Source organism: Phaeovulum vinaykumarii (assembly GCF_900156695.1).
In the GTDB taxonomy this organism is placed as follows: domain Bacteria; phylum Pseudomonadota; class Alphaproteobacteria; order Rhodobacterales; family Rhodobacteraceae; genus Bieblia_A; species Bieblia_A vinaykumarii.
Genome location: NZ_FTOM01000009.1, coordinates 57,015 through 82,552, shown reverse-complemented (window position 1 = coordinate 82,552; position 25,538 = coordinate 57,015). Strand labels below are relative to the sequence as shown.

The 25,538-nt window shown below is 60.9% G+C and carries 33 protein-coding genes; 19 read left to right on the top strand and 14 right to left on the bottom strand.

Going from position 1 to position 25,538, the window contains the following annotated elements:
• Positions 1–243 precede the first annotated feature (243 nt).
• Positions 244–906, top strand: a complete 663-nt coding sequence (locus tag BW949_RS14660; RefSeq protein WP_009503854.1) for a L,D-transpeptidase — start codon at positions 244–246, stop codon at positions 904–906.
• Between the two features lie 47 nt (positions 907–953).
• Here BW949_RS14660 and BW949_RS14655 read toward each other — a convergent pair whose 3' ends face one another.
• A complete protein-coding gene (locus tag BW949_RS14655; RefSeq protein WP_043772563.1) occupies positions 954–1,238 on the bottom strand; it encodes a hypothetical protein in 285 nt (94 codons plus the stop codon).
• A 183-nt stretch (positions 1,239–1,421) separates the two neighbouring features.
• On the opposite strand from BW949_RS14655, the gene BW949_RS14650 reads away from it, so the two are divergent.
• Together BW949_RS14650 and BW949_RS14645 are read left to right on the top strand one after the other, a co-directional pair.
• On the top strand, positions 1,422–3,776 hold the full coding sequence (locus tag BW949_RS14650; RefSeq protein ID WP_076367380.1) for a heavy metal translocating P-type ATPase: 2,355 nt from the start codon (positions 1,422–1,424) through the stop codon (positions 3,774–3,776).
• 63 nt (positions 3,777–3,839) lie between these two features.
• The gene (locus BW949_RS14645; RefSeq protein WP_018001713.1) at positions 3,840–4,352 is read left to right on the top strand and encodes a L,D-transpeptidase family protein; all 513 of its coding nucleotides are present in this window, start codon (positions 3,840–3,842) and stop codon (positions 4,350–4,352) included.
• Between the two features lie 9 nt (positions 4,353–4,361).
• On the opposite strand, the gene lnt is transcribed toward BW949_RS14645, so the two are convergent.
• Genes lnt through BW949_RS14595 form a run of 10 tightly spaced genes read right to left on the bottom strand, consistent with a single transcriptional unit; the run spans position 4,362 to position 11,784 of the window.
• Positions 4,362–5,939, bottom strand: a complete 1,578-nt coding sequence (lnt, locus tag BW949_RS14640; protein ID WP_076367378.1) for an apolipoprotein N-acyltransferase — start codon at positions 5,937–5,939, stop codon at positions 4,362–4,364.
• A complete protein-coding gene (lspA, locus tag BW949_RS14635) occupies positions 5,906–6,364 on the bottom strand; it encodes a signal peptidase II (RefSeq protein WP_076367376.1) in 459 nt (152 codons plus the stop codon). Before lspA ends, lnt begins: the two co-directional genes overlap by 34 nt.
• Positions 6,365–6,392: 28 nt before the next feature.
• Positions 6,393–7,175 carry a ZIP family metal transporter gene (locus BW949_RS14630; protein WP_028095370.1) on the bottom strand — a complete coding sequence of 261 codons (783 nt, stop codon included), beginning with the start codon at positions 7,173–7,175 and terminating at the stop codon, positions 6,393–6,395.
• A gap of 12 nt (positions 7,176–7,187) precedes the next feature.
• On the bottom strand, positions 7,188–7,643 hold the full coding sequence (locus BW949_RS14625; protein ID WP_076367374.1) for a DUF411 domain-containing protein: 456 nt from the start codon (positions 7,641–7,643) through the stop codon (positions 7,188–7,190).
• Between the two features lie 3 nt (positions 7,644–7,646).
• Positions 7,647–9,020, bottom strand: coding sequence for a M23 family metallopeptidase (locus BW949_RS14620; protein WP_076367372.1), 1,374 nt, complete (start codon positions 9,018–9,020; stop codon positions 7,647–7,649).
• Positions 9,017–9,643: an SCO family protein gene (locus BW949_RS14615; protein ID WP_076367370.1), complete on the bottom strand. Its 627-nt coding sequence runs from the start codon at positions 9,641–9,643 to the stop codon at positions 9,017–9,019. Before BW949_RS14615 ends, BW949_RS14620 begins: the two co-directional genes overlap by 4 nt.
• Positions 9,643–10,110, bottom strand: a complete 468-nt coding sequence (locus BW949_RS14610) for a copper chaperone PCu(A)C (RefSeq protein WP_076367368.1) — start codon at positions 10,108–10,110, stop codon at positions 9,643–9,645. The genes BW949_RS14615 and BW949_RS14610 overlap by 1 nt, the downstream gene beginning before the upstream one ends.
• Positions 10,111–10,133: 23 nt before the next feature.
• A complete protein-coding gene (locus BW949_RS14605) occupies positions 10,134–10,793 on the bottom strand; it encodes a DsbA family protein (protein WP_018001721.1) in 660 nt (219 codons plus the stop codon).
• Complete coding sequence (locus BW949_RS14600; protein WP_043772523.1) at positions 10,790–11,212, bottom strand: disulfide bond formation protein B; 423 nt, start codon at positions 11,210–11,212, stop codon at positions 10,790–10,792. The genes BW949_RS14605 and BW949_RS14600 overlap by 4 nt, the downstream gene beginning before the upstream one ends.
• Positions 11,213–11,217: 5 nt before the next feature.
• Positions 11,218–11,784, bottom strand: a complete 567-nt coding sequence (locus BW949_RS14595) for an SCO family protein (RefSeq protein WP_076367366.1) — start codon at positions 11,782–11,784, stop codon at positions 11,218–11,220.
• Positions 11,785–11,991: 207 nt separating this feature from the next.
• Between BW949_RS14595 and BW949_RS14590 the strand changes: the two genes are divergently transcribed.
• From BW949_RS14590 to BW949_RS14565, 6 genes are all read left to right on the top strand, one after another.
• The gene (locus BW949_RS14590; protein WP_013959865.1) at positions 11,992–12,420 is read left to right on the top strand and encodes a MerR family transcriptional regulator; all 429 of its coding nucleotides are present in this window, start codon (positions 11,992–11,994) and stop codon (positions 12,418–12,420) included.
• A 103-nt stretch (positions 12,421–12,523) separates the two neighbouring features.
• Complete coding sequence (locus BW949_RS14585) at positions 12,524–13,102, top strand: cation efflux transmembrane domain-containing protein (protein ID WP_009573601.1); 579 nt, start codon at positions 12,524–12,526, stop codon at positions 13,100–13,102.
• A 95-nt stretch (positions 13,103–13,197) separates the two neighbouring features.
• A complete protein-coding gene (locus BW949_RS14580; protein ID WP_071167460.1) occupies positions 13,198–13,953 on the top strand; it encodes a transglutaminase-like domain-containing protein in 756 nt (251 codons plus the stop codon).
• Positions 13,943–14,860, top strand: coding sequence for a cation diffusion facilitator family transporter (locus BW949_RS14575; RefSeq protein WP_076367364.1), 918 nt, complete (start codon positions 13,943–13,945; stop codon positions 14,858–14,860). Before BW949_RS14580 ends, BW949_RS14575 begins: the two co-directional genes overlap by 11 nt.
• Entirely contained in the window at positions 14,857–15,414 is a 558-nt protein-coding gene (locus BW949_RS14570) for a methyltransferase family protein (protein ID WP_076367362.1), read from the top strand. Before BW949_RS14575 ends, BW949_RS14570 begins: the two co-directional genes overlap by 4 nt.
• A gap of 140 nt (positions 15,415–15,554) precedes the next feature.
• On the top strand, positions 15,555–16,079 hold the full coding sequence (locus BW949_RS14565; RefSeq protein WP_235816322.1) for a L,D-transpeptidase: 525 nt from the start codon (positions 15,555–15,557) through the stop codon (positions 16,077–16,079).
• Between the two features lie 107 nt (positions 16,080–16,186).
• Here the strand turns inward: BW949_RS14565 and BW949_RS14560 are convergent, their stop codons facing one another.
• Positions 16,187–17,029 (bottom strand): hypothetical protein, encoded by an 843-nt coding sequence (locus BW949_RS14560; RefSeq protein WP_008336115.1) that lies wholly within the window; start codon positions 17,027–17,029, stop codon positions 16,187–16,189.
• Between the two features lie 237 nt (positions 17,030–17,266).
• The gene (locus tag BW949_RS14555; RefSeq protein ID WP_102017048.1) at positions 17,267–17,863 is read right to left on the bottom strand and encodes a hypothetical protein; all 597 of its coding nucleotides are present in this window, start codon (positions 17,861–17,863) and stop codon (positions 17,267–17,269) included.
• Between the two features lie 518 nt (positions 17,864–18,381).
• Between BW949_RS14555 and BW949_RS14550 the strand changes: the two genes are divergently transcribed.
• Positions 18,382–18,624, top strand: a complete 243-nt coding sequence (locus BW949_RS14550) for a type II toxin-antitoxin system ParD family antitoxin (protein ID WP_008336111.1) — start codon at positions 18,382–18,384, stop codon at positions 18,622–18,624.
• A 5-nt stretch (positions 18,625–18,629) separates the two neighbouring features.
• The gene (locus tag BW949_RS14545) at positions 18,630–18,950 is read left to right on the top strand and encodes a type II toxin-antitoxin system RelE/ParE family toxin (protein ID WP_076367356.1); all 321 of its coding nucleotides are present in this window, start codon (positions 18,630–18,632) and stop codon (positions 18,948–18,950) included.
• A 14-nt stretch (positions 18,951–18,964) separates the two neighbouring features.
• On the opposite strand, the gene BW949_RS14540 is transcribed toward BW949_RS14545, so the two are convergent.
• The gene (locus BW949_RS14540) at positions 18,965–19,144 is read right to left on the bottom strand and encodes a hypothetical protein (protein WP_412779716.1); all 180 of its coding nucleotides are present in this window, start codon (positions 19,142–19,144) and stop codon (positions 18,965–18,967) included.
• Positions 19,145–19,437: 293 nt separating this feature from the next.
• Here BW949_RS14540 and BW949_RS14535 point away from each other — a divergent pair, with 293 nt between their 5' ends.
• From BW949_RS14535 to BW949_RS14500, 8 genes are read left to right on the top strand one after another with little or no spacing between them, the layout of a single operon-like run.
• Entirely contained in the window at positions 19,438–19,764 is a 327-nt protein-coding gene (locus BW949_RS14535; protein ID WP_010138156.1) for a hypothetical protein, read from the top strand.
• On the top strand, positions 19,721–20,404 hold the full coding sequence (locus BW949_RS14530) for a lytic transglycosylase domain-containing protein (RefSeq protein ID WP_076367354.1): 684 nt from the start codon (positions 19,721–19,723) through the stop codon (positions 20,402–20,404). Before BW949_RS14535 ends, BW949_RS14530 begins: the two co-directional genes overlap by 44 nt.
• A complete protein-coding gene (locus BW949_RS14525) occupies positions 20,401–20,691 on the top strand; it encodes a TrbC/VirB2 family protein (RefSeq protein WP_054540759.1) in 291 nt (96 codons plus the stop codon). The genes BW949_RS14530 and BW949_RS14525 overlap by 4 nt, the downstream gene beginning before the upstream one ends.
• A 9-nt stretch (positions 20,692–20,700) precedes the next feature.
• Positions 20,701–20,979 (top strand): VirB3 family type IV secretion system protein, encoded by a 279-nt coding sequence (locus tag BW949_RS14520; protein ID WP_009574151.1) that lies wholly within the window; start codon positions 20,701–20,703, stop codon positions 20,977–20,979.
• On the top strand, positions 20,969–23,353 hold the full coding sequence (locus tag BW949_RS14515; protein WP_076367352.1) for a VirB4 family type IV secretion/conjugal transfer ATPase: 2,385 nt from the start codon (positions 20,969–20,971) through the stop codon (positions 23,351–23,353). Before BW949_RS14520 ends, BW949_RS14515 begins: the two co-directional genes overlap by 11 nt.
• Positions 23,350–23,565 carry a hypothetical protein gene (locus tag BW949_RS14510; protein ID WP_028095514.1) on the top strand — a complete coding sequence of 72 codons (216 nt, stop codon included), beginning with the start codon at positions 23,350–23,352 and terminating at the stop codon, positions 23,563–23,565. Before BW949_RS14515 ends, BW949_RS14510 begins: the two co-directional genes overlap by 4 nt.
• A 4-nt stretch (positions 23,566–23,569) precedes the next feature.
• Positions 23,570–24,736 (top strand): lytic transglycosylase domain-containing protein, encoded by a 1,167-nt coding sequence (locus BW949_RS14505; RefSeq protein ID WP_076367350.1) that lies wholly within the window; start codon positions 23,570–23,572, stop codon positions 24,734–24,736.
• Positions 24,733–25,530, top strand: coding sequence for a type IV secretion system protein (locus tag BW949_RS14500; RefSeq protein ID WP_057796681.1), 798 nt, complete (start codon positions 24,733–24,735; stop codon positions 25,528–25,530). The genes BW949_RS14505 and BW949_RS14500 overlap by 4 nt, the downstream gene beginning before the upstream one ends.
• Positions 25,531–25,538 lie beyond the last annotated feature (8 nt).

The window sequence follows — 25,538 nt, the reverse complement described above, 5'->3', positions numbered from 1 at the left end:
CGGGGGACCAATTCGGCAAATCTGTCCTACTCCGCCCCCTGACTCCCGCTTTACCACGCTAATTCGGACCTGACCTGGTTGGCCGTTAACCCGCCCGCAAGGCAAGCATGTGCTACCAGGGTCGCGTGCATGCGTTCACGAAAATTTGCCCTTGAACCTCTAGCCACTAGAAGTCCTATCTATTCAAGGAGAACATATACCGTTCTTGCCATCAATCGTCGGCGGGAACCGAAAGGGTACGAAATGCTGACAAGACGACACTTCATTCAAACGACAACAGCGCTCTTTTCGGCGACTGTGGCCAACCCTGTGTTTGCCGATAGCTGGCCCACCGAAGCGCAGAAGGCTGAATGGGACGCGCAAGTCAGCCCGCCCGGCTTCGATCCGGCCACGTCAAACCCTTGGGGACTACACCCACGTTTCTTGCCTCAGCGTGTGGACGCGAAGGACGGCCTCGTGCCAGGAGACATCCATGTCGATGCGGTTGCGCGATATCTCTACCACATTGAGGAGGGTGGAACCGCGATGCGCTACGGCGTGGCGATCGCGCGGGGCAACCTCTACGAGCCAGGTGTTTATAACATCAAGCGCAAGGTCAGGTGGCCGCACTGGACGCCGACACAGAACATGATCGAGCGGGATCCTGAAAACGCAAGATGGGCCGACGGGATGGAACCCGGCCCTCAAAACGCCTTGGGATCGCGGGCGCTCTATCTCTATGTCGGAGATCGCGACACCTATCTTCGGATACACGGCACACCCTATCCGAGAAGCATCGGCGGTCGCGCGAGTTCGGGTTGCGTGCGGATGGTTATGGCACACATCAACGAGCTCTATCCGAACGTCGAGATTGGATCGACAGCACATCTTTATTCGGCTGAGGACAGTGTTACCGCGAGAAGTTGAATGAGGTAATTAGCTTTGAGCGAAATGATGTGACGTGCGGGTCGTCGTCACGCTTCCCGCGCGACGCAGATCGGATTGCCGTTCACCGTGCGCAGCGGCAACAAGGTCGTTTCAACGGGGCCGCTGTGTTCGTACCAGTAGCACCCGTCTTCCGGCACCAAGCGCGCGGTTGCAACATCCTGATCCGGGGCAGCCATTGCAATCACAGCTTCGGGAACGTTGCCCGGCTGGTCTGCCGAGTCGCCCGATCCAGTCGGCTGGATTGCGCACCCGGCCGTAAGCGACAGCGCCACTGCAAACATTATTTTTTGCTTCAGCATCAAAACCCGCATCAAGCTTCCTTTCGTGTCTGTTTTTTCTTTGCATCGGCTTTTCATGCCTCAAGGCGTGATGGAGCCGGTCGCCGCATCCTCTAGCAATAAAACAAACTGAAATACCACCGTATTTTGCTCTTGAAGCTCTAGCTACTGTAGGGGCTATGTCATGGTAAAGCACCCGAATCCAGAGGTCCATTCATGCCGTCCGACACCCATCGTCACGACCACGATCACGCCGAAGATGCCCAGAAAAGCGGCGGCAGCTGCTGCGGGAGCGCCGGAACGTGCGGCGACATCGTTCCGGCGATCCCCGCGCCAGCGTGCGGGCGCAGTTTTCAGGTGTCCGGCCTCGATTGCGCCGAGGAGGTAGCAATCCTGAACAAGGTGGTCGGCCCGAAGATCGGCGGGGCCGAGCATCTCGCGTTCGACGTGATCAATGGACGGATGACTATTCTCGACAGCGCCAAGAGTGTATCGGACGGCGAAATTGCAGAACTGGTCGCAAGCACCGGCATGACCGCCAAGCCTTGGGATGCCGAGAACGCGTCGGTCGACCAGGCGGCCCATCTTGCAAGACAGCGGCTGTTTACGGCGCTCAGTGGAGGCTTCTGGGCCGCAGGATTTCTGTGGCACATCATCGAGACCGGCATGGGCGGGGCGCTCGGCCTCTTCGCGGGTCACGGCGAAGCGCCGATGCCACTGGTCGAGGCAGGGCTGTTCGCGGTTGCGATCCTGTTCGGTGTCTGGCTCGTGGCACCCAAGGCATGGTCGTCCGCTCGGCGGCTGTCGCCCGACATGAACCTGCTCATGGTGGTCGCCGTGGCCGGTGCCATCGGGCTTGGCGAATTTTTCGAGGCGGCGACAGTCGCGTTCTTCTTTTCGCTCTCGCTCTACCTCGAAAGCTGGAGCGTCGGGCGTGCGAGGAATGCGGTTTCAGCTCTGCTCGACCTCGCGCCGCCGACGGCAAGAGTTCTTCATGATGACGGCTCGGAAGCGGACGTTCCGGCTTCTGCGGTTGCTATCAACGCACGTTTCATCGTGCGCGGCGGAGACCGCATCCCATTGGATGGTGAGGTTGTCGATGGGGCAGGGGCCGTCGATCAGGCGCCGATCACCGGAGAGAGTGCGCTGGTCCCAAAGGAACGGGGCGACGAAGTCTATGCCGGTACGATCAACGGCGAAGGCACACTGACGGTGCGCGCCACGAAGGCCGCCTCGGACACCGTGTTGGCCAAGATTATCCGCATGGTCGGCGACGCCCATGCCCGCCGCGCGCCGGTGGAGCAGTGGGTGGCGAAATTCGCCCGCATCTATACGCCTATCGTCATGGCTCTCGCCATTGCAATTGCCCTGCTGCCGCCGCTCATTTTCGGGGGGGCCTGGGATTATTGGTTCTACAATGCACTCGTGCTGCTGGTGATCGCTTGCCCATGCGCTCTGGTCATCTCGACACCGGTCTCCATCGTCGCTGCACTCACCGCCTCAGCGCGGGCCGGGGTGCTGATCAAGGGCGGTGCATATGTTGAGGCACCGGGCAAGACCACTGCACTGGCCATGGACAAGACCGGCACGATCACCATGGGCGAGCCCGAGGTGGCGGCGGTGCATCCGCTGGGCAAAGCATCGGCGCAAGATCTGATGACCCTCGCCGCTGGGCTGGAGGCACGTTCCTCGCATCCCTTGGCGCGCGCCATTCTTGCGCGGGCAGAAGCCGACGGCATCAAGGTATCCGCCGCGGAAGATACCCGAACCGTTCCGGGCAGGGGACTTGAAGGACGCACAGACGGCCGGTCGATCTGGCTGGGGTCGGACCGGTTTGCCGAGGAGAAGGGTTTCGGCGACGCCATTCCGAAGGATTTGCGCGACCGCATCGAAGGGGCTGGCAGCACCCTTGTTGCCGTGGGCGACGACACCGGTGTCACCGGCATCTTGGAATTGCGCGACCGTATCCGCCCGGATGCCAAAGGCATCGTGGCGCAGCTTCACGCGCAGGGTGTGAAGACCATCGTCATGCTGACCGGTGATAACGAGCGGACAGCGCGCGCTGTTGCAGCCGAGGTCGGCATCGACGAGGTCCGTGCCGAGCTTCTGCCCGAAGACAAGGTGACTGCCATCGAAGAACTGGTCGAAACGCATGACATGGTGGCCATGATCGGCGACGGGGTCAACGACGCCCCGGCCATGGCGCGCGCGCATTACGCCATCGCAATGGGTGCCGTTGGTTCGGACGCGGCAATCGAGACGGCGGATATAGCCCTGATGACCGACGATCTCGGCAAGGTGCCTTGGCTGATCGGTCATTCGCGCCGGACAATGTCGATCATTCATCAGAACATCGGTATTTCCTTGGCGACCAAGGGCGTTTTCGTTGTCGCTACCGCGTTCGGACTGGCATCGATGTGGGGCGCGATTGCAGCCGACGTAGGAGTGTCATTGCTGGTGGTGGCCAATGCCCTGCGCCTGCTGAACAGCCAAGAGGCCAAGGCGCCGCCGTCCGGCGGTGAGCAGGTTGGCCCACAGATGGCAAAGGCCGCGCTTGCCCACGGACATTGATCACGCAGCATTTGCAAGGTAACGTAATGTCCATAACAGACCTCACGAAAGAGGCATCGAGCAGTGAAAACCATCCGATTTCCCCGCCGCGCCGTCCTGTTGGGCGGGCTGGTAGCGTTTCTGTCCGGGTGTGCCAGCAAGTTCCGCAGCTATGACGGACCCGAAGTCACCCGTGTTCGGCTTTACAAGGGACAGCGCTTGCTTGTTCTCGACGGAGCCGATCGCGTCTTGCAAACCTATCCGGTCGGGCTGGGTTTCGCTCCTGAGGGTCACAAACAATTCGAGGGGGATGGCCGGACTCCGGAAGGAGTTTACACAATCGACAGGCGAAACCCCAACAGCACCTACCATCTTTCGATTGGCATCTCTTATCCGAACGAGGCCGACATCGCCTTTGCCGAAGCGCAGGGCCTTTCCCCCGGCGGCGACATCTTCATCCATGGTGGCCCACGCCCCGGCATCGACCCGACAAATGTCCGCGACTGGACAGCTGGCTGCATCGCGGTCACGGATCGGGAGATCGAGGACATCTATGCAATGGTGAAGGACGGGACACCTATCCACATCTTTGCATGACGGTCTTTCTCATGCGGCGGTAGTGAGCCGTCGCATTGGCGCCATTGCCCAGCTCCACGAAGCCAAGATGAGCGCCAACAGCATCCAGTCCCCGAAGCTCGCGTAGAGTGTCGGCGGTCGCGCGGAGGGCAGGCTAGCGTCGATGATGCCCGTTTCGCCGGTATCGAGCCGCGCAACGATCTCTCCGCTCGCGTCGATGACCGCAGAGATGCCCGTATTCGCGGCTCGGATGACTGGAAGGCCTTCCTCTACGGCGCGCATACGTGCGGAAGCCAGATGCTGCTCGGGTCCGATGCTGGTGCCAAACCAGGCATCGTTTGTCGCGTTGAAAATCCAGTCCGGCCGGAACAGGTCGTCGACCACATGCCCTGGGAAGATGATCTCATAGCAGATCGCCACGGCGACCAGCGGCACACCCGGAAGCGCAAGCGTTCTCGGGCCCGGTCCGGGCGTAAAATCGCCCAGACCCGCCGTGAGCCGCTCGATGGGCAACCAGCCGCGGAATGGCACATATTCGCCGAAGGGCACGAGATGGTGTTTCGCGTATCCGGTCAGGATCTCGCCGGTCTCGTCAAATGCCTGGACCGTGTTGAAATATCGGGTGCCATCCTCGCTCGGTACACGGTCCGGCACACCGGTAAGCAGCACTCTGCCGTCTGGTAGCGCTGCGGCAATGCGGGCCCGTGCCTCCGTATCCTCATCGAGGAAACCCGGAAAGGCGGTTTCCGGCCAGAGAAGAACGTCGAAATCGCCGGGCTGGGTTGAAAGCTCAAGATAACGCGCGAAGGTTGCCTCGCGGTTCTCGGGCGCCCATTTCTCCTCTTGGGGAACGTTGCCCTGGACGATGCGCAGCTCCACACCGGGTGGCTGTTCTGTATCCGACTGGAGGCGAAGTGTGCCGACGGCCCACATCGTCGCGATGCCGGCCAGCGCCATGAGCGAGATGGTCAGTCGTTGCCGCCCGGACGCCATGACAGCCGCGACGGGAAGTGCCGCGACGAACACGGTGAGAAAGCTTAGCCCATAGCTTCCGACCCACGCGGCGGGCTGGCGCAAAGCGGCGTAATCGACCAGAGCGTAGCTGGCGAGGATCCACGGAAAACCTGTCAGAACGTGACCACGCAACCACTCGGCCACGGTCCAGAAGGTCGCGAACAGGAGGCAGGCCAGGAGATTGCCCAGGGCTCCGCGCCGCGCGATTTCGGCGAAGAGCACAGCGGCAATGGCCGGGAAAATCGCGAGACCTGCGGACAATCCCGCGACGGCCGGGATCGCCATCGCCCCAAACCGCTCGGCCTCGACGTAGAAACTCTCCGCGATCCATGAAATCCCGAAACCGAACTGGCCGAGTCCGAACGCCCAGCCGACGAGAAAAGCACGCCCGAAGGAGAGACCGCGAAGACCGACAAACAACGCGGAATAGACAACGGGAACGAGCAGGAGAATCGAGAAAGGCGGGAAAGTCAGAACGGTCAGCGCCCCGGCGACGAAACCAAGCGTCACCCGCGAAAGCAAACGGTGGCGCAGAGCGATGCGGTTCAGAATTTCCGGCTTCACGACTTGATCGAACGCCGCGCGCTGATCCATGGCGCGGCGAGCAAGAGCCCCACGCCACTGACGACAAATACATCGGCCAAGTTGAAGGCAGGCCAATGTGTTGTGCCAATGTAGAAATCGAGAAAGTCTGTTACAGCCCGATACCGCACACGATCGATGACATTGCCCAGGGCTCCGCCAATGATCGCGCCATAGGCAAGCGTTTCCACCGCATTGTCGGCGCGAAACAGCATAACCCCCAGCCAAACACAGATGGCAAGAGCGAGAGCGATGAGGCTCCACCACGGCGCGCCGCCCAACATCCCGAAAGTCACGCCGTCATTACGATAAAAGACGAGGTTGAATCCCGGAAACACGGGAATCCCGGCGCTTAAAGTGACGGCATTCGCAACGACAATGGCTTTGGTGATCTGATCGATCGCGAACGCAGCAAGTGCTGCGAAGACGCCGATCATCGGAGATACCTTGTTTAGTGACATTGCCTCATCCCAACCAGACATCAAGGAACAGCATTAGAACGAGCCCGACTGCGAGACCGAGCGTCGCCCTGTTCTGATGGCCGCTGCGATGGGTTTCGGGGATGATTTCGTGGCTGATAACGTAGAGCATTGCGCCCGCGGCAAAGGCCAGACCCCATGGAAGCAGCGGTTCCGACAGTGTGATGATCCCGGCCCCGAGCAGGCCGCCAATCGGCTCGACCATGCCCGTCAGCGCCGCGATGCCCCAGGCGCGCAGCTTCGGATATCCCTCGCCCAGCAGAGATACAGCGACGGCCAATCCTTCGGGCGCATTCTGAAGCCCGATTCCGACAGCAAGAGGCAGACCGCCCTCCATACCTCCGGATCCGAAGCCGACCCCAACCGCAAGGCCTTCGGGGAAGTTGTGGATCGTGATTGCGATGATGAACAGCCAGACCCGCCGCAAAGACGCCGCTTCGGGCCCTTCGCGTCCTGTCTTGAAGTGCTCGTGCGGCAGCTTTTCGTTCATCAGGGCGACAGCCCCCATGCCCAGAAGAATCGAAACGCATACGATGGCCGCAGGCATCGCGCCGTTTTCGAACATCGGCTCCGCCGCATCCAATGCCGGGATGATCAGCGAAAAGAAAGAAGCGGCGAGCATCACACCGGCAGCGAAGCCGAGCGACAGATCGCGCGTGGCCCGGGACGGGATGCGCCCAAACAGCACGGGAACTGCTCCGACTGCCGTGAGCGAACCGGCGGCGAGACTTCCGAGAAAGCCAAGCATTATCGGAGACAGATTTTCCATGGGCGGGCCAGATTATCCTTCGGCGTAGCTCGAAAAGACTTCCGTCGACCCGTCCTTGCGGATGAGGAAGACATCATAGGCCTCGCGGTCGTCTTCTGGCCCCATGCCGGGCGAACCATAGGGCATCGCCGGAACGGCGAGGCCGACGGCGTCCGGGCGCTCATCGAGAAGGCGGCGGATGTCACCGGCCGGGACATGGCCTTCGATCACGTAGCCATCAATGAGCGCGGTGTGGCAGGAGACCATGCGCTGCGGCACGCCGTTGTCGAGCTTGAAGCGAACCAGCGACCCACCGAACATGTTCTCGCCCGTCGGCGCAAACCCGTTTTCTTCGAGATGGTTCATCCAAGACAGGCAACAGCCGCAACCGTTCGTCTTGCGGACCTCGATCGCCGTTGCCTCTGCGAGAACCTGGGCCGCTGGTAACAGGCCGAGGGTGATTGCCAGAGCTTGGGTCATGCGTTTCATGGGTCAGAGCCTTTCGGTTGTCGTTTCGGCAATCTCGCTGCCGAGGTTTTCATTCAGAAGCGCGCGCGCCTCGGCCAGACGCGAGAGCGCGGCGGTATCATCCGCTTCGCTCTCGGCTGCTTCGGCGAGCCGGTCGTCAGTGAGGGGGTCAGTCGGGCGCCCATCCACGAGGACTTCGTAGTGCAGGTTCGGACCTGTCGCCGTGCCAGTCGCGCCGACGCGGCCGATCACATCTCCCGCCGCAACGCGTTGGCCTTGTGCCAGGTCTTCCGGCACGGCGCTCAGATGCGCGTAGCGCGTCATGGTGTCGGAGCCGTGCGAGATTTCGACCACACGGCCATAGCCACCGCGCCAGCCAATGAAACTAACCCGCCCCGGTGCCGTCGATTGAACCGGTGTCCCACGTGCCGCTGCGAAATCGACGCCGGTGTGCATCCGGACGTTGCCAAAGACCGGATGCGTGCGGCGTCCGAACACCGAGCTGAGGCGCGCACCCTCGACCGGCTGTGCGAAGACGCGCAGCACCTCGCCATCGACGTAGATCGTCGCCTGACCGCTGCCGTCGTCCGGCCATACGATCTCGTAAAGCGAACCGCCGATCTCCAGTGCGGCGAAGGCGAGTTCGGGCTGTCCGATCCTGTCCTCTCCGACCCGCGCCTCACGCCAGAGAAGCCTTAGTGTTTCGCCACCGGCCATCTCGCGGCGGAAATCCACGGTCCCACCCAGCATCTGCGCAAGGTCCACGGAAAAACGGGCGGGTATGCCGGCTTCGTCGAGTGCCGCGAAGATCGAGCTGTCGATCACGGCTTCGCCGGCAAGGGTTACGATCTCCGGATCCGGAGCCACGACCTGTGTGGACAACTGCTCGCCGAAAACCACCTCGATCCGAACCCCGTCCTCGACGGCGAGTGAGACGGTGCGGGGGCTGCCGTCCATGGTCGAAGCAACAGTGACCGAGTGCCCCGGCCGCAGCCGTCGCAGATCGTATTCCGCGCCAAGCGCGAGGGCAACTTCGGCTCTGTCAGGTGCCGCAAGACCAGCTTCAGACAGCAAGAAATCGAGCGTTTCGCCAGGTGCAATGTTGCGCGACCATGTCGACAGGGGTGGCTCGATCGCCTGCACGGGCCTGTCGGCAAACGCGACCTGCAGAAGGGGCAGGGGGCCGAGGTCGGGTGCATCTTCTGCCCATGCCGTCGCGGGCAGCGTCACGAGGATGTCAACGTTTTGGGGAGCTTCAGGACCTTGGGGCATCCATTTACCTGCCGAGGCAAGTTCCGGCGGCACGGGTTCTTTCGACATGAAATCAGAGAGGGCGATAGCCGCTCCCAAAACCATCCCCGCAATTGCGACACAAGCCGCCATAGTTCTGAGCCTCATGTCGCCCCCTCCGTTTCTTCTTCCAGCGCGCGGCGAATTTTCGGCACCGCGAATTCTCTGGGTTCGTGATAGTCGATCATGGTGACGAACCGCCCAGAGGCTGCGAACAGGAAGACGCTCGCGCTGTGGTTCATCGTGTAATCGCCGCTCTCCGTCGGCACCCTTTCGTAGGTGGCGCGGAAGCCGTCCGCGACGCGCGCTATCTGCTCTTCCGGTCCCGTCCAGCCGCGGATCGCCGGATGGAAGTAGCCGACATATTCGGCCATCGTTTCGACAGTGTCGCGCTCGGGATCGACCGTGATGAAAACCACGTTCATCTCGTCGGCCTCGTCTCCCAGATCATCGAGCCATCCCGAAATGTCCGAGAGCGTGGTCGGGCAGACATCGGGACAGTAGGTGAAGCCGAAGAACGCCATCGTCGGGCGGCCGATCAGGGTTTCTGGCCCGACCGCGTTGCCCTCATGATCCGTCAGACGGAAATCCATCTCGGTCAGGGCCACAGGCCGCTGCCCGACAGGTTCCGGTCCACCGGGTCCATCGACCTGCCACCAACCGACGAAGAGCATCAGGGCGACCGCCCCGACACCAGCCGCGCCGTACCCCAGGATCGCCCGTCGCCGCATCAGTCCTCTGGCCCCCGCGCGGCGATTCCAAGGATCGGCACCTCGACCGTCACTTCGCCTCCGTCGTCGAAAAGCAGGGTCAGCGGAAAAGTGTCCCCTTCCGTCATTGGTTCTTGCAGCCGCATCAACATTGCGTGCAGGCCCCCCGGTTCGAGCGCGATGCTCTCGCCCGGGGCGATCACGATCTCCCCCGCCGGGCTCATGGAGCTCACACCTTCGGCATTGGTCTTCGTCTCGTGGATTTCGGGCATCATCGCGAGCGGTGTTGTAAGGCCGATCAGCGTCACCGGCTCGTCGCCAGTGTTGCGGATCGTCATGTAAGCGGCCCCGGGACGGTTCATCCCGATGGAGGCGCGGGACCACGCGTTCTCGACGACAACATCCTCGGGTCCGGCCAGCGCGGGCACCGAGAGCCCTCCAAGGGTCAAAAGCGCGGCCAGTGTGCCAGTCAAAATATACTTTTTCATCGTTCTGATCCTGCCCTTTCCATTCAGCTTTGCGCGGCAGCGACTTCGGCGGCCACCAGACGACGCAACTCTGCCTCCCCGAATGGATCGAGCGGCTTGCCGTTCACAAAGAATGTGGGCGTCTGGCGAATTCCCACGGCCTCGACGTCAGCACGATCCTGGTTAAGGATCGCCACGACACCGGGTGCCAGCATTTGCGTGCGCGCGGCTTCGGCATCGAGTCCGGCCGTGGCGGCGATCTGAAGGATCAGGCCAGGCGCCGGGGCACCGTGCGACGCCCATCTCGGCTGTTCCCGCAGAACGGCCTCGAGCACCGGCACGTAAACGTCCTGCATGCGCGCCGCCTCGAGCACGCGGATGGCTTCCTCGGATGCCGCGCCGTGGAAGGGCGTGTAGCGGATCACGACGCGGACAGCTTCCCCATGCTCGGCCATGATGTCCTTCACGATGGGATGAAAGGCGCGACAGGCCTCGCAGGCCGGATCGAAGAATTCGACGATTGTGACGGGCGCATCCGCAGGCCCGAGGATGGGCGAGTAGGGGCGGATCATCGCCTCCGCAAGTTCCGGAGCAACGGGCTCCGCTTCGGCCACTGGGCCGGGGCGGATTGCAAACCAGGTGGCTCCGCCGAAACCGGCGGCGCCGAGGGCAAGAACGGACAGGATCAGGCCGCGTCGATTCATGTTCGTGTGTCCTTCAATGAAAGGGCCGACAGCGCCCCGATCAGCGCGAAGGCGGCGAGCGCCATCAGCGGGATAGGGATGCCGACGACCAGTTGGTTGTCATCGGTGCAAGAGGGGCCGGTGGCCGTGCAGGGCTGGACGCGTTCGGGAACAAGACCGACGTACAGCCCCATGTGCCAGAGGGCGATTGCGCCGCCGCCAAGCGCCAATGCGATGCCGTAGCGCCCCACGCGGCCGTCCCGCCACCAAAGGCCGAGCCCGAGGACAATGGCCAAGGGGAACATGAAGGCGCGCTGGAACCAGCACAGCACACAGGGCGTCTGCCCCAGCACCTCGCCGATGAAAAGCACGGCAAGCGAGGCGACGAGCGCGATGATCCACGCCAGCCCGAGGGCTGTTTCTCCGGACATACGGTTCATGTCGGTCAGATCCTCTCTTCCAGATCGGCGAGGATCTCTTCGGCGGAGGTGCCGTAGGGCCACGAGTCGGCGAAGCCCGCGTCGGGATCGAAGAGGAACAGATGCGACGTGTGGCCCATCGTGTAACCATCCGGCGCCGCAGCCTCTTCGACGCGTTCGAAGAAGATCGGAAAGGTCTCGGATGTGGCGGCGATCTGTTCCGGCGTGCCGGTCAGCCCGATGAAGCCCGCATCGAACAGCGGGACGTATTCGGCGAGTGCTGCGGGCGTGTCTCGTTCAGGGTCGATTGTTATGAAAATCGGCTGGACCTTGGCGGCATCGTCGCCCAGACCGTCCATCACCGCCGCGACCTCGGATAGGGTCGTCGGGCAGACGTCGGGGCAGTTGGTAAAGCCGAAAAAAACCAGCATCCAGCGCCCCGCAAAGTCCTCCTCGGTTCGAACCATACCCTGGTGGTCCGTCAGTTCGAACTCAGCGAAAAAAGGCGGTTCGGCGTCGGTTCGGGCGCTATCGGCACGATAATCGGACCAGAGCAAAAGCCATACGAAAGCAAGCGCTGCCACGCCTGCCAAAACCCAAAGAAACTTCTGTGCCGATGTAAGGGACAATCCTGTTCGCCTGATTTTGATTCTTATTGCCTGTGCGGATACATCCTCTAGCCGCTAGAGGTTCAAGCACGAAATCATGGTATAGCTTGAACTCACGCGTCTGTGAAACCGACACTTGTTTATTCCGACGGCAAAACCTACACAAACTGTATCTTTTTCATGGAGGCGAAAATGCTCACGATCGGTACTCTGTCAAAGAAGACTGGCACGAAGGTGCAGACCATCCGGTACTACGAACAGATTGGGCTCATGCCCGAACCTGGCAGGACCGAAGGCGGGCAGAGGCGCTACGACAATGCACAGCTCGACCGGCTGTCCTTCATCCGCCATTCGCGACAACTCGGTTTCTCGCTCGATGCGATCCGCGAGCTGCTCGACCTCAGCGACCATCCCAACCGGCCCTGTGATGAGGCTGATGCCATCGCGCGTCGCCAGCTCAAACAGGTGGAGCAGCGCATGGCCCGCCTGAAGGCGCTGCGCACGGAACTGAAACGCATGGTTCACGAATGCAGCGGCGGGCGGACGGGAGATTGCAAGGTGCTTGAGGTGTTGCGGGACCATTCGGAATGCTTGACCGAACACGAGGAAATCGGGGCCTGAAGGAATTCAGCCAACATTCCGGCTGGAACGCAGATCAGCCGCAGAAGTTAATGTGTCGTACAACACAAGCTGGAACCACAAAATGGCCGCTAGACAAGATTCAATGGAGAGACGGACGCTTTGGATCGTTCTGGCGCTCAATATCGGTTTGGCCGTGGCTTTTTTCGCAACAGGCGCCTTCGGCGACTCAAGTGCCCTGATCGCCAACGGGCTCGATAACCTCTCCGACAGCTTCGTCTACGCGATCAGCCTTTTCGCTTTGTCCCGATCCGCCAAATGGAAACGCGGGGCGGCGAACGTTTCCGGCGGGCTGCTGATCCTGTTCGCTGCAGGCATCCTCTACGATGCGTGGCGCCGCTACATCGGTGGGTCAGATCCGCTCGGGACGATCATGATTGCAATGGCCCTGATCGCGGCGGCTATCAACGCAGTCTGCGTTTGGCTGCTCGCTAAGCTCAAAAATCCAAACGTCAATATCCGCGCGGCCAACACCTTCAGTTACAACGATTTCGCCGCGAACCTCGGGATCGTCGTGGCCGGTGGCCTCGTCGCTTGGCTAGGAACCAACTGGCCGGACCTTGTCGTCGGTGTGATCGTCGCCGGGATCGCGGCCTGGGGCGGTATCGACATCCTGCGCGACGCACACGGCGAACACCACAAAGCGGTTCACACGGACAAATAGTTGCGGGAGATTCTTTCTGAAAGAAAGGATTGAAGCTATAGTGACTATAGCAATTAGTCTTGTTCCAAGACGATTCGAGGAGCGACCCGTTGCAGATGATCGACCCCCTACTTGTACCCACCAAACTACTGGATTTTGATGCCGCGCCTCTTGCGCGTCTAATTGAGAACCGCAGCTGGCGCGGCTTATCCGAATACGATCGGATCGGAGCTGCCTATGATTTCGTTCGGAATGAAATCGCGTTCGGATACAATCGAGCTGACGACATCCCCGCATCCGAAGTGCTTTCCGACGGCTATGGGCAGTGCAATACCAAAGGCACGCTCTTGATGGCGCTGCTGCGTGGTGTCGGCATTCGTTGCCGGTTGCATGGGTTTACGATCCACAAAGGCTTGCAGCGCGGTGTTGTCCCTGAGCTGGTGTATCCGCTTGCTCCGCAGGAAATTCTCCACTCATGGGTCGAGATCGAATTTCAAGGTGCCTGGATCAACCTTGAAGGCTTCATCCTGGATGACGCTTTCCTCGATGTCCTGCAAACGTCATTCTCGGACACAGAAAGTCTCTGCGGTTATGGCGCGGGCACGGATTGCCTTGGCGCGCCTCCCGTCGCCTGGAACGGAGAAGATACCTACATTCAGAAAACCGGCATCGTGCAGGATTTCGGCGTGTTTGATACGCCGGACGCCTTCTATTTTTCCCATGAGCAATCCTTTGGATGGCTGCGTGGTGCCCTTTACCGTCATATCATACGCCACTGGATGAATGCGCGCGTTCGTGGTTTCCGCAGCGACCGCCTCAAGACTGACCGACGCGCGACACACGCGCATGAGGAGCCTGCCAATGCCACATGACCACGGGCACGCGCATATCGATCCGGATTCTGGCGATCGGCGGGTTGCCATCGCGATCTGGGCGAACGGGCTTCTTACCGTTGCGCAAATCGTCGGGGGCATATTGTCGGGCAGCCTGGCACTGATCGCCGATGCGCTGCACAACTTTTCCGATATGGCCTCGCTTGTCATTGCCTTTGCCGCACGCAAGATCGCGCGCCGCCCGGCCGATGAGCGCATGACCTTCGGCTATGGCCGGGTCGAAATCGTCGCGGCCCTGATCAACTACACCACCCTCATCGTGATCGGCTTCTATCTGATCTACGAAGGTGGCATGCGCATGATTGATCCACCCGAAGTCATGGGGTGGACCGTAGTCATTCTCGGTGGAATCGCGCTTGTGGTCGACACGCTGACCGCAATGCTTACCTATTCGATGCAGAAGGGGAGCGTGAACATCCGTGCGCTTTTTCTCCACAACCTTTCGGATGCGTTGGCTTCAGTGGCCGTCATAGTCGGCGGGACGCTCATAATACTCTATGATATGCGTTGGGTTGATCCGGCCATCACTATCGGCATCGCGCTCTACATCCTGTATCTGTCCTTCACCGAAATAGGGGGCCCAATTCGAACCCTGATGCTTGGGAGCCCACCAGGTATTGATGGAAATGACGTGGTCAGAGCGATCCAGTGTGTCGATGGCGTTGTGGACGTGCATCATGTCCACCTGTGGCAAATGCAGGAGCACGCCGCGGCATTGGACTGCCATATTGTCGTCGAACGCGAACGGATGGGTGAGGCCGACAAGATTAAAGAAAACGTCAAATCGGTGCTGCATGAACGTTTCTCAATCGAGCATTCCACGCTTGAATTCGAAGCGAGCGACAATGCGCATCAGGAGGCGCAGGTGTTCGGACACCGCTCATGACGATTGCCCAAGGCATACTAGTGGTCGTTGGCCTGCTATCCGGTCTGGTTTTGATTGGTGCGCTCCTTTGGTCGATCGCCCGCCCGTCCAAGCGCATCTGGCCTCCAAACAGAGAGCATTCAGTCATACCAAACATTGCATGGGGACTCACATTGGCCGTGTTTGGGGCGGTGATCGGTTTGGGCATCTTGGATTGGAAATCCGCTTCTATGGCCAACGCACTCCGTTGGGCGGTCGGGCCGTTCTTGATCGCAACCGGAAATCTGATTGTCTGGTGGGGGGCATTCAGCATTGGACTGAAAGCCACCAGCGGTGCGAAAGACGAGCTGATCACTTCGGGTCTCTACCGTTTCTCTCGGCATCCGCAGTACCTTGCCGACATGGCCATCCTGGTAGGTTTTGGTCTTCTCTTCGCCTCATCTTGGGTTTGGCCTATCGTCATCGTTGGAGTTGCCGCGCTGGCCCTTGCCCCGCTCGCGGAAGAGCCATGGCTGCATGAACAATACGGCTCCAAGTATCGCGATTATTGCGCTGAAACGCGTCGATACCTGTAAACTCGCTGCCTCACGAGAACGTCATCGTTTTTCAGTTGAACCTCTAGCTACTAGAGGTCGTATCCGTCAGCCAACAAAAGAGTGAGGCGAGGCATATGACAAAAACACTGAAAACACGACGCCAGTTCGTTTCGACAACTATGATCGGACTTCTGGCAGCACCTTCCCTTCTCCGTGCTCAGGAGCAGGAGCCCTCGGCGGTACGCAGAAATATTTCGTCCTTTAGTGTGGATCTCTGGCAAGACCACTTCGATAACCTTCAGCACGGTGCAATTTTGTGCGACATCGACTCGCGTGCAGTCCAGTATTGGTCGGAAGACGAAAGTGTCTACAAACTCTATCCGTCGAGTGTCCCTGCCTCGGAAGAGTTGACCCGCCGAGGATATACAGAGGTTATAAGGAAGGTGGAGGGGCCGAGTTGGCGGCCCACTCCATCAATGAAAGAGCGTAACCCCGAATGGCCTGACTATTGGCCGCCGGGTCCTGACAACCCGCTTGGAACACACGCACTTTATCTGTCGTGGCAGTATTACCGGGTGCACGGAACCGGTGACACGCGCAAGATCGGTCGGCAATCATCAAACGGCTGTATTGGACTGTACAACGAGCACATTGCTGAACTTTTTGCTCTGGCAGAAGTGGGAACTCAGGTCAGGATTTTCTGAAAGCCAAGGAAAGCTGGCTAATACTTCCATTTTTAACATAAACTTCACTATCGGAACTTGACATCTGTAGCGGGGCTTTCATGGACTCCAAGTCCGAGCAAGCGAAGCTACCGGGATATCTCCCCTTCCAGCACCGCTCGTCCGTGCACCGCCAAGGTTGCTGAAAACCTCTGGCACCCAAACTTGCGGATCACATCGAGTACCCGCGCTTCGTAGGCAGCGTGTCCGATCAAGCGACACAAGTCGGACGCGTGGAACTGGCGGTTCGCAGTTGGTGCGGCTTGCATCTGTCTCAGCAATTCGCGCTCTTTGGGATCCGTTATTGGTCTCGCGGGCGGCTTGACCGCGGGACGAGTTGGAGTTCCCCACGAATTTCGCCATCGGCGCATGAAGCCAAGCAGGAAGCCGGCCGGCACCCTGCCGTTGCCTCGGGACCGGTTGAAGGCAAGGAAGCGATCCCAGATGACCTGGGTGTCGATGTTCCAGCAGGGCAACGTGGCCTTCGCTGCTTTGATGAGCTCCGCCCAACTTGTCTGAAAAACGTTCGAACTCGTGGTGATATCGATCAGCCCTGAGAAGATAGTTTTGTTTTTATTATCTCTAGATAGTGATGTGTCGCCTTCACCTGACACGAGATCATGGGTTTCACTCTCCTCGTCGAAAGCGGAAAACCGAAAGATCCAGGGCGCGAACTTGCCATTCGGCTTCGCCCGCTCGAGCTGCAACTCCGAAGCCTCAAGTTCGCTCAGAAGAACCGCAAGATACTGCCGTGAGACACCCATCTTCTCCGCCAGGGCCGAGAGGGTGAAGGCTGCCGTTCCGCGCGACAAACCGTTGTAGCCATCCTTCCAGGCGATGGCATCGAGGATGAGGGTGGCAAGCTTGTGCGCTGCAACAGAGAGATTTGTCTGCGTGATCCGTCGCAGGATCAGGCCGGTCGTAGGTTCCATGGTCGAGGTCTCCTTGGAGATCCGACGCCATGTCGTGAGACAACAACATTCTTGCCAGCAAAACAACTTTGCTGGTTGCAGGTGTTTTAGCGGTGCGCTAGGAAACTCTTGTTCACGGAGTTTTCTAGCACGGCGTCAGGCTTCACGGTCTGGCGTCGTCTCCTTTTCGGGGGTTTTGCACAGCCTTCCGTGCGGGGTTGTCAGGACGCGCGCGGTAAAAACCGCGCGCAGATTTTGTCAGTAGCGAACTTCTTCAGAACCATAGTTCCCGGCGTGATCACGCCAGTCGACGAAGACGGAACGGTAAAAGTAGCTGCCACATCCATTCGGGATGCTCAGGCCAGATGCGGCTGGCACCTGGCCCACGGTGGATCTTGTCCATCGGTAGTCGCCCTGCACGCCGTAGGACCCCAATCGCGTCGAGTCGCTGCGATTGCAGTCGCCATCTCGGTTTTCGTGCTGGCGATACTGGATGTGATAGACCCGTATGCTGCGCACGAAATCAAAGGCGTCGCCCGAGATGTCGATGTCGGCTTGTTCATCCGCTTGGACGCGGACAAGGGGCATAGGAGTCGATTCCTGCGGTTCGGGCGGATCGCGGAACGTGATGTCATAAAGGCGTTCCATAGGCGACATTGGACTGGGGTCTTTGAACGACACACCCATTGGGCACCGCCAGATTTGTAAGGGCGGCTCGATCGGCCATGGCGTGATCCGCCGAATGAAGACCGCTCTGGCATGCGCGCAGGGCGCAGAGGCAGGCCAACCGCCCGCAAGGCAGAGGAGGATCGCACAATCCACCTGATAGGCCTGAGCCGGAGCTGACGAGGCCATTAGTCCGGATATGCTTATTGCCGTGGCTGTTGCCACGCCGTGGATCACGTGCTTCATGATGCCGACTCCATCTATAATGGTGCAGCGATACGAAACAACATTAATGATAGCAAGGAGATTTGATTGATGGTTGCGTGCGATTGTTCGCTTGTCTAGCTTGATGGCTTCCAAGAACTGACGTCGGTTCTGGCTGCTTCGGCGTCTTGAAAGTGGCCAAAATTGCGGACCTCTTTCATGTTAACTTTCACTCAAATATCTGTAACCAAATACAAATATGGCATTTCAATGCGGCCACGAAAGCGGTCATGGAAGAACAGGCCGCATGAGCCCGTCACACGGCGAGTCGCAGCGCTCATGGTCTCGGGAATGGCAGAACGGAAAACTGTCTCGCCTGGTTCCCCGGCGGGAATCCGGGCGCAGAAGGACGGGGTGGAGCAACGAGCCTATGTTGGGACCGAACATGACCTTGAAGATTTATGTCAGTATCTGATACGATTGAGCATGGATAGGAGAGTCTGATGCCAAACGTCCACCTGACCGAACCGATGCAGAAATATGTGCAGGCGCAGATCGAGTCCGGCGCTTACGCCAATCTGAGCGAAGTCGTGCGCGCCGGCGTGAGGATGCTGATGGAGAAGGACGGCGCGCGGCAGTTCTACGCCCTAAAGGCCGACCTCGAGATGGCAGCCACCCTGGCCGAAAATGGGGATTTCGCCGAGTTCGATGCTCAAGCCTTCGAACCGGATGCGTTTGATCGCTGACCCGCATGACCATTCGACTTTCCGGTCGGGCCAGAGCCGACCTTGAAGAGATCCGTGCCTACACCGTCGGAACTTGGGGCAGGGACCAATGGCTCGTCTATTACCGCCAGTTGGTCACCGCCTTCGAGCGGATCACTGGCGATCCCGACCGGGGCCGGGACAGGAGTCTCTTTGTCCCGGGGATGCGGTCGGTCAATTGCCAGCGTCACGTGATCTTCTACAAGCGGCTCGATGCGGCGGATGGCGCGGCAGTCATCCTGCGTATCGTGCACCAGCGCCGCAACATGCCCGCGCTCGTCTACTACGAGGATCTCGACGGCGGTTAAGCCCATGCGTTTGCTCAGTCCAATAGCTCGACCAGTCTTCCATAGTCTTCACTGACCTCGCGCGCCTCCTGAAGCGCGCGGGCGCGCTCGGCATCAAGACAGCGGAAGTACTCCTGGATGTCGGCGATGTAGCTCTCGAAATCAGCACGCAGCAGATCGGCATAGGCACGCATGTCTTCTTGCGACTGAGGCAAGAACGGTCGTTCGGGAGGCACGCAATCTGCTGCCGCGGCTATCGGCATGCTTCCAAGCAGGAACGCGAACAGCAACGGTGCGTTGCGCGCAATAAACAAGCGCAGGGCAAAACTCCTTTGCCGCCTTTAAGATTATCATTCTGTCGGCTATCACCGTTATCGGAGCAAGGCGAACTTCGTCAACACGTTATTATTGTCTTGCTATCACTAATGTTGTTTTGTATCGCTCACGGTGTTGCGACCCCGTGGGCCTGATACTGCACCCAGGCAGAACAAGGACCCAAGGGAAGGCCATGATAGAAGAAGCCCCGAATGTGGTTACAGAAGACGGACTGCGCGGCTTGCTCGCCGAGGGCTACCTCATTGAGGTGGTCTGCAAGGAGAGAGCAGAGAAGCGCCATAACAGCTGGTACGGCTCGTGGGTCATCCGCGCCGTCGCCACTGATGGGCGTGACGATAAGATGCTCGTCACCAGCCGAAGCGTCCTCAAGCTCCGCGACTTCAAAACCATCGTTGGCCTTGTCAGTTTCCTGGCCGACATGGGCTGTACGACCGCTAGCATCCCACTTGAAGAAGGTGGCCGCGAGCGCCACGCCGCGCCTCCGGTCAAAGGCAGCTGACCGCGCGACTGCGCTCGTCGTTGCTTTGGGTACAGGCGTTTGTTCCGCGCCCCCGGCCCTGGCCGACGGTTTCATCTTTTCGGTTGGCCCAGACGGCCAATTGATTTCCACTTCTCAAGAGGCAAACGGGCGCCTTTTTCTCTTCGCAGAACCTCGCGTTCCTGACGCAACGAGCGAGACAGCGATCCCGGCTCGATCCGCCGCCCGCGCCACCCCAGAAATCCTCCATGCGATCGAGACCACGGCTCTGCGGTATGCTGGGCATGGTGCGCTGCGTCGCGCAGGGCTTTCAGTCACTGATTGGGCGCTCCTTTACCGGGCCAATATCGAAGTCGAGAGCGCATACAATCCGGCTGCACGTAGCCCTGTCGGTGCCATAGGCCTTGGCCAGCTTATGCCGGATACCGCCCGCGATCTCGGCGTGGACCCACATGACATTGCGCAGAACCTCGACGGATCAGCCCGATACTTGCTGATGATGCTCGACCGGTTCGGCGAGGGCTCTCTGGCCCTTGCGGCGTACAACGCTGGCCCTGAGGCGGTCACACGCCACGGCGGCATCCCCCCTTTTCGAGAAACCCAAGGGCATGTGGCCCGTGTGACTGCCGTGTTTGAGCGGCTCAGAGGAGATCTTTCATGACATCGAGACCTTCGATCGTCGCGCTCGGCGCGATGGCCCTTATCGTGCTGGCGGGTCCAGCGCTTGCACAGAGCATCGACCTCTCGCCGGTACAGACCCTGCTTCAAGGCATTGTCGATGCGATCACCGGTCCCTTGGGAATCGTGATTGGCACACTCGCACTGATCGGGGTGTTCCTTTCCTGGCTCTTTGGCATCCTCGACTTTCGTCAGGCGCTCTGGGTCGTGGTTGCAATCGCGGGCATCGCCGCAGCACCCACCATCGTCGCCGCCATCTGGACCACCTGAGCTCCATCCATGGCTGACCAGTCCCGCGTGTTCATCGGCCTTCTCAGGCCACCCAAGCTGATGGGCTTGCCGATCATGTACGCCATGGTCTGGCTCTTCGGCTCGACGCTTCTGTTCCTCTGGGTGCAGAGCTGGGTGGTGGCTGTGTTCGCGGGGCTGGCCTGGCCGGCGCTTTGGAAAGCCGCGGACTGGGATCCGAACTTCCTCGATGTCCTGGTGATCACCCTGCAGGAAACCCCGCCCACGACGAACCGCAAGCTGCACGGAGGCGACAGCTATGCCCCGTGATGGAATTACCGATGAGGTTGAGAACGCCATCGATCCGCTGACCGCGCTTCCCGCATGGGTCAAGGGCGAGAAGCGGCTCTCAATGATGCTGCCTTATGTGAGCCTCGTGAACGACCGAACGATCCGGACACGCGGCAACGAACTGATGCAGTGCATCCGCCTCGAAGGGGTGAACAGCACCACGAGCGAGGACGGGCATCTCGACCGGATCGGAGGGTTGCTGGCTGGCATCGTCGCGCAGGTCGGGACCGAGTTCTCATTCTACCTGCACAAGGTCTCGAAAGCGGTCGACGTGACCCTGCCGCCCATTCCGGGCGAGGGGTTTTCTGCCGCCGTCGACAAACGATGGCACGCGCATCTCGGCCGCGCGGGCCTGCGCGACAAGACGCTGACCCTGACTGTATTGAAGCGCCCGGAGACCGGCAGCCGCTTGCCCTTCGGTCTGGGCGCGTCCCGCGCCCGACATGCGGCGGACACAACCCGGCGCTTGCGAAAACTCGACGAGGTCGTGGGGTTTCTGCTGTCCTCCTTCGACGAGTTGAAGCCCCGCCTGCTGGCCGCCAGCAGTGGCGAGCTTCTGGGCTTCCTCGGTTCACTCAACACAGGCGAGGAGCACCCGCTCTTCCCCCGGTCGCGCCTCGGTGTGATCGCCGAGGACGTCGCAAATACCCGCGTCACCTTCCGCGGCACGACCATCGCTCTCTCGGACGGTGCCGTCGGCGACAAGCTCGGGGCGATCTTTGCGGTGAAGAACTACCCCGCCAAAACCGATAGCCTGATGCTCGACGAGTTGAATCTGCCCGTCGACATGGTGGTCACGCACTCTTTTGTGCCGATCAACGCCAACATCATGGCGGGCCGGATCAAGCGGCAGCTGCGGCTAATGCAGGCCGCCAATGACGGAGCCGTCAGTCTCGCCCAGGAACTGGAACTCGCGCAGGACGATCTGGAATCCAAACGCCTGATCTTCGGCGAGCACCACATGACCGTGGCCGTCTATGCCCGCACCCAGACGGCGCTTGACGACATCGCGGCCGAAATCCGCAACATCTCCGCCACCTCCGGCATCAACCTGATCTCGGAAGCCTTCGGGGCACGGGCGCATTTCATGGCGCAGCATCCCGGGAACACAGGGGCGCGCAGCCGCAAGGCCGCAATCACGAACCACAACTTCGCCGATCTCGCTACCTTCCACCGCACCCCGCTCGGAAAGACAGGGCGGGAAGTGCCCTGGGGCGTGCCGATCACACTCTTCCCGACGCCAGAGCGCAGCGGTTTTCGCTTCAACTTCCACGAACAGGGCGCGCCAGATCGCGAGCCCACAGGTGGGCACACGCTGATCCTCGGCCGTCCCGGCTCCGGCAAATCCGTCCTGGCGGCTTTCCTGATGACCATGGCACGGCGGGCAGGTGCGCGGGTCTTCGTATTCGACTATCGCGCGGGCATGGAGATGGCCGTCCGCGCGCTCGGCGGCAGCTATTCGACCGTGCGGGCGGGGCGCCCCACGGGCCTCAATCCGCTCCAGACCGAGATCGACGCCCGCGGGCAGGCCTGGCTTGCCGACTGGCTTGCAAGCCTCCTCGAGCGCCGCGATCGACCGCTAACCCCGGTTCAGACCAACCGACTGCAGGAGGTCGTGCGCCAGAACGCGAGCGCAGGACATGCGGGGCTGCGGAACTGGTCGGATTTCGCCTCGCTGCTGGTCTCGACCGATGACGAAGGCGATCTCTTCGAGCGTATGCAGGAATGGACGGCCGGGGGTCGCTACGGCTGGATCTTCGGGGCCAATGCCGAGGACAGTTTCAGCATCGACGGAGACGTCGCGGGCTTTGACCTCACCGGCATCCTCGATTCCGAGAGCGAGCGGGAACGCATGGCGGTCCTGTCCTACCTCTTCCGTCGGGTCGAACGGGTGATCGAGGACCGCAAGCCCACCATCATCGTCATCGACGAGGCATGGAAAGCCCTCGACAACGCCTACTTCGCAGAGCGGCTCTCAAACTGGCTGGTGACCGCCCGCAAGCAGAACGCCGTCGTCGTGATGATGACCCAATATGCCAGCCAGCTCGAGCGCACGCGCACCGGCAAGACCATCGTGGAAGCGGTGCCGACGCAGGTGCTCTTGCCCAACATTCGTGCTTCCGCCGCTGACTACGCGATGCTCGGCCTGACCGAGAAAGAGCTCGACGTGCTTCTGGGCGTCGGCTCGGCCTCGCGGCTCGCGCTTGTACGCGACGACCGTGGTTCCGTCGTGATCGATGCCGATCTCAGCGCGCTCGGCCCGCTCGTGACCATCCTTGGCGGAATGGAGAAGGGCGAAGCGCTTGTCGGCGCCGATTATCGCGAACGTCCTGATTTCTGGAGAGTGACATGACCCGTACCATCATTCGCAGCGTCGTGCTGCTCGGGCTCGGCCTGACCCTGACAGCCTGTGCGCAGCATAACCCCCCGCAAGCCAACTGCTTCAATTTTCGCGAGGCTCCTGCGCAGGCAGGAACCGCCACCGCCACGATCTCGACCATGGGGGCGGAGGTCACGCGCCGCGACACGGCCTGCGATTTCGTCCTCTTGGGGGCGGGCGGCTGAGCCAATGCGGACCTGGCTTCCTCTCTCGATGATCGGCTTTGCACTGGCAGGTCCCACGGCGGGGCCAGCGGTCGCCCAAGGCGTGCCGACCTTCGATCTGCGCCTCTTCGCAGAGCGGCAGGCCATCCTTGAGCAGACCGATCGGGACCTGGCACTGCAGCAGGACCGGCTAAGCCGCGAGGAGGAACTGGCCGAAATCGAGCGCCAGCAACTCGCCTCCCTCGAAGGGCTGATGGATGCCATGTCGCTTGGCGCTGGAGACGTGGCCGGAACCGTGGCGGGGCTCGAGGCGGGGCAGGGGGCGGTAGACGACGTCGAAAGCGCGGCCGCCAGTCTTTATGCACCCGAGGACACCAATCCAGCGGCAGCGCGGATGTTCGGCGATGCCAGGGAGGGGATCGAGGAGCTGATCATCCGCGCAGCACGCGACACCCATAGTCTGTCCGGGGTCGGCCGCGCAGGTCTTTCGCTCGTGCAATGGCGCTGTCTCTTGCAGGCGCTGATCTGGCAGGAAAGCCGTTTCCAGATCGGGGCACGCTCACCCGTGGGTGCCTTCGGACTTACCCAGATCATGCCCGGTACCGCGGGCGATCTCGGGATCTACCCGGCCTATTACGACGATCCCTATCTGCAGGTCACCGGCGGTGCGCGATACCTCGCACAAATGCTGAACATGTTCGATGGCAACATTATCCATGCGCTCGCCGCCTATAACGCCGGGCCGGGCAATGTGCAGGATTATGGCGGTGTGCCACCCTTCGCGGAAACCCAGCATTATGTCGTGGTGATCCCGCAGCAGTACAACAGCTACCTCGCGGGCGTAGGCGGCATCGATGCGCTCGGCACCATCGACCCTGTGCTCCTCGCCAACGCGAGTTTCAGCCTCTCGGCCCATGGCGCCGGGGTCTATGGCGATTATTCGCTGGTTTCGGTCCGTGCCGCCGCCCTGCGGGTTCAGGACATCATCACCCGCATCGGTGAGACCGAGGATCTCCACGAGGCCATCGTGCTCAACACCTATGCCCGGGCCGAACTGGCCCGGCTGGTCGCAATCCGGACCCGGATCAAGGCCGCCCGAACCGAGCCACTCAGTGCCGAGCAGATCGCCTTGGCGGCGGCCCAGGCTGCCGAGCGGCAATTCATGGATTTCAGTCAGGAGGATTTGCGTTGAACCTGCGCCTGCCCCGTTCCCTTTTCGCCGGTAGCATTGCTCTCGCGCTCACCCTCAATGTCACCGGACCTGTCGCGGCACAGGGTGTGCCCACGGTGGACACTCAGAACATTGCTCAGGAAATCCGCCAGCTTCAACAGATGCTGCAGGATTTCGGGATCCAGACCGATCTTCTGGACAATGCGTTGGAGCAACTGGACATGCTGCAAAGCCAGCTCGATCAGCTGAACGAGATGTATGCCTCGCTCACCGGGCCGCGCAGCATCCTCGGGCTTGCCATGGGCGGGGACCTCGACACCTTGCTTGAGGCCAACTTCGAAGACATCCCCGGCCTGATCCGCGGCATCCAGGCGGGCGATTGGAGCGCGCTCATCGGGCCCAATGCCGGGCCCATGCGCACGCAGATGGAACAGGCGCTGGCAAGTGCCGGGTTCGACGAGGATTCTCTCCGCGAAATCGCCACCAGCGGCAATCCGGGCGCCGAAGGCGTGGCCACGCGGGCAACCACAGGTGCTGTGATGTCGGCGGCGGCGCAGAACAGCCACGCAGAGGCGGAACAGTCGCTCGAACGGGTGGAACGTCTGGTCGAGATGATCCCGGACATGGAAGATCTCAAAGCCTCGATGGATCATAACACACGCGTCACGGCGGAACTCGCCATCGCCATGACCCGGATGTGGGAGCTGGAAGCGATCCAGACCCTCGGCGCAGGCAATGCAGGCGTGGTTGATGCCGCCACCGTCGCCGAAGAGCGCCGCTACATGGACTTCACCTTGCCGGATCTTGAGCCATGAGTGGGGCA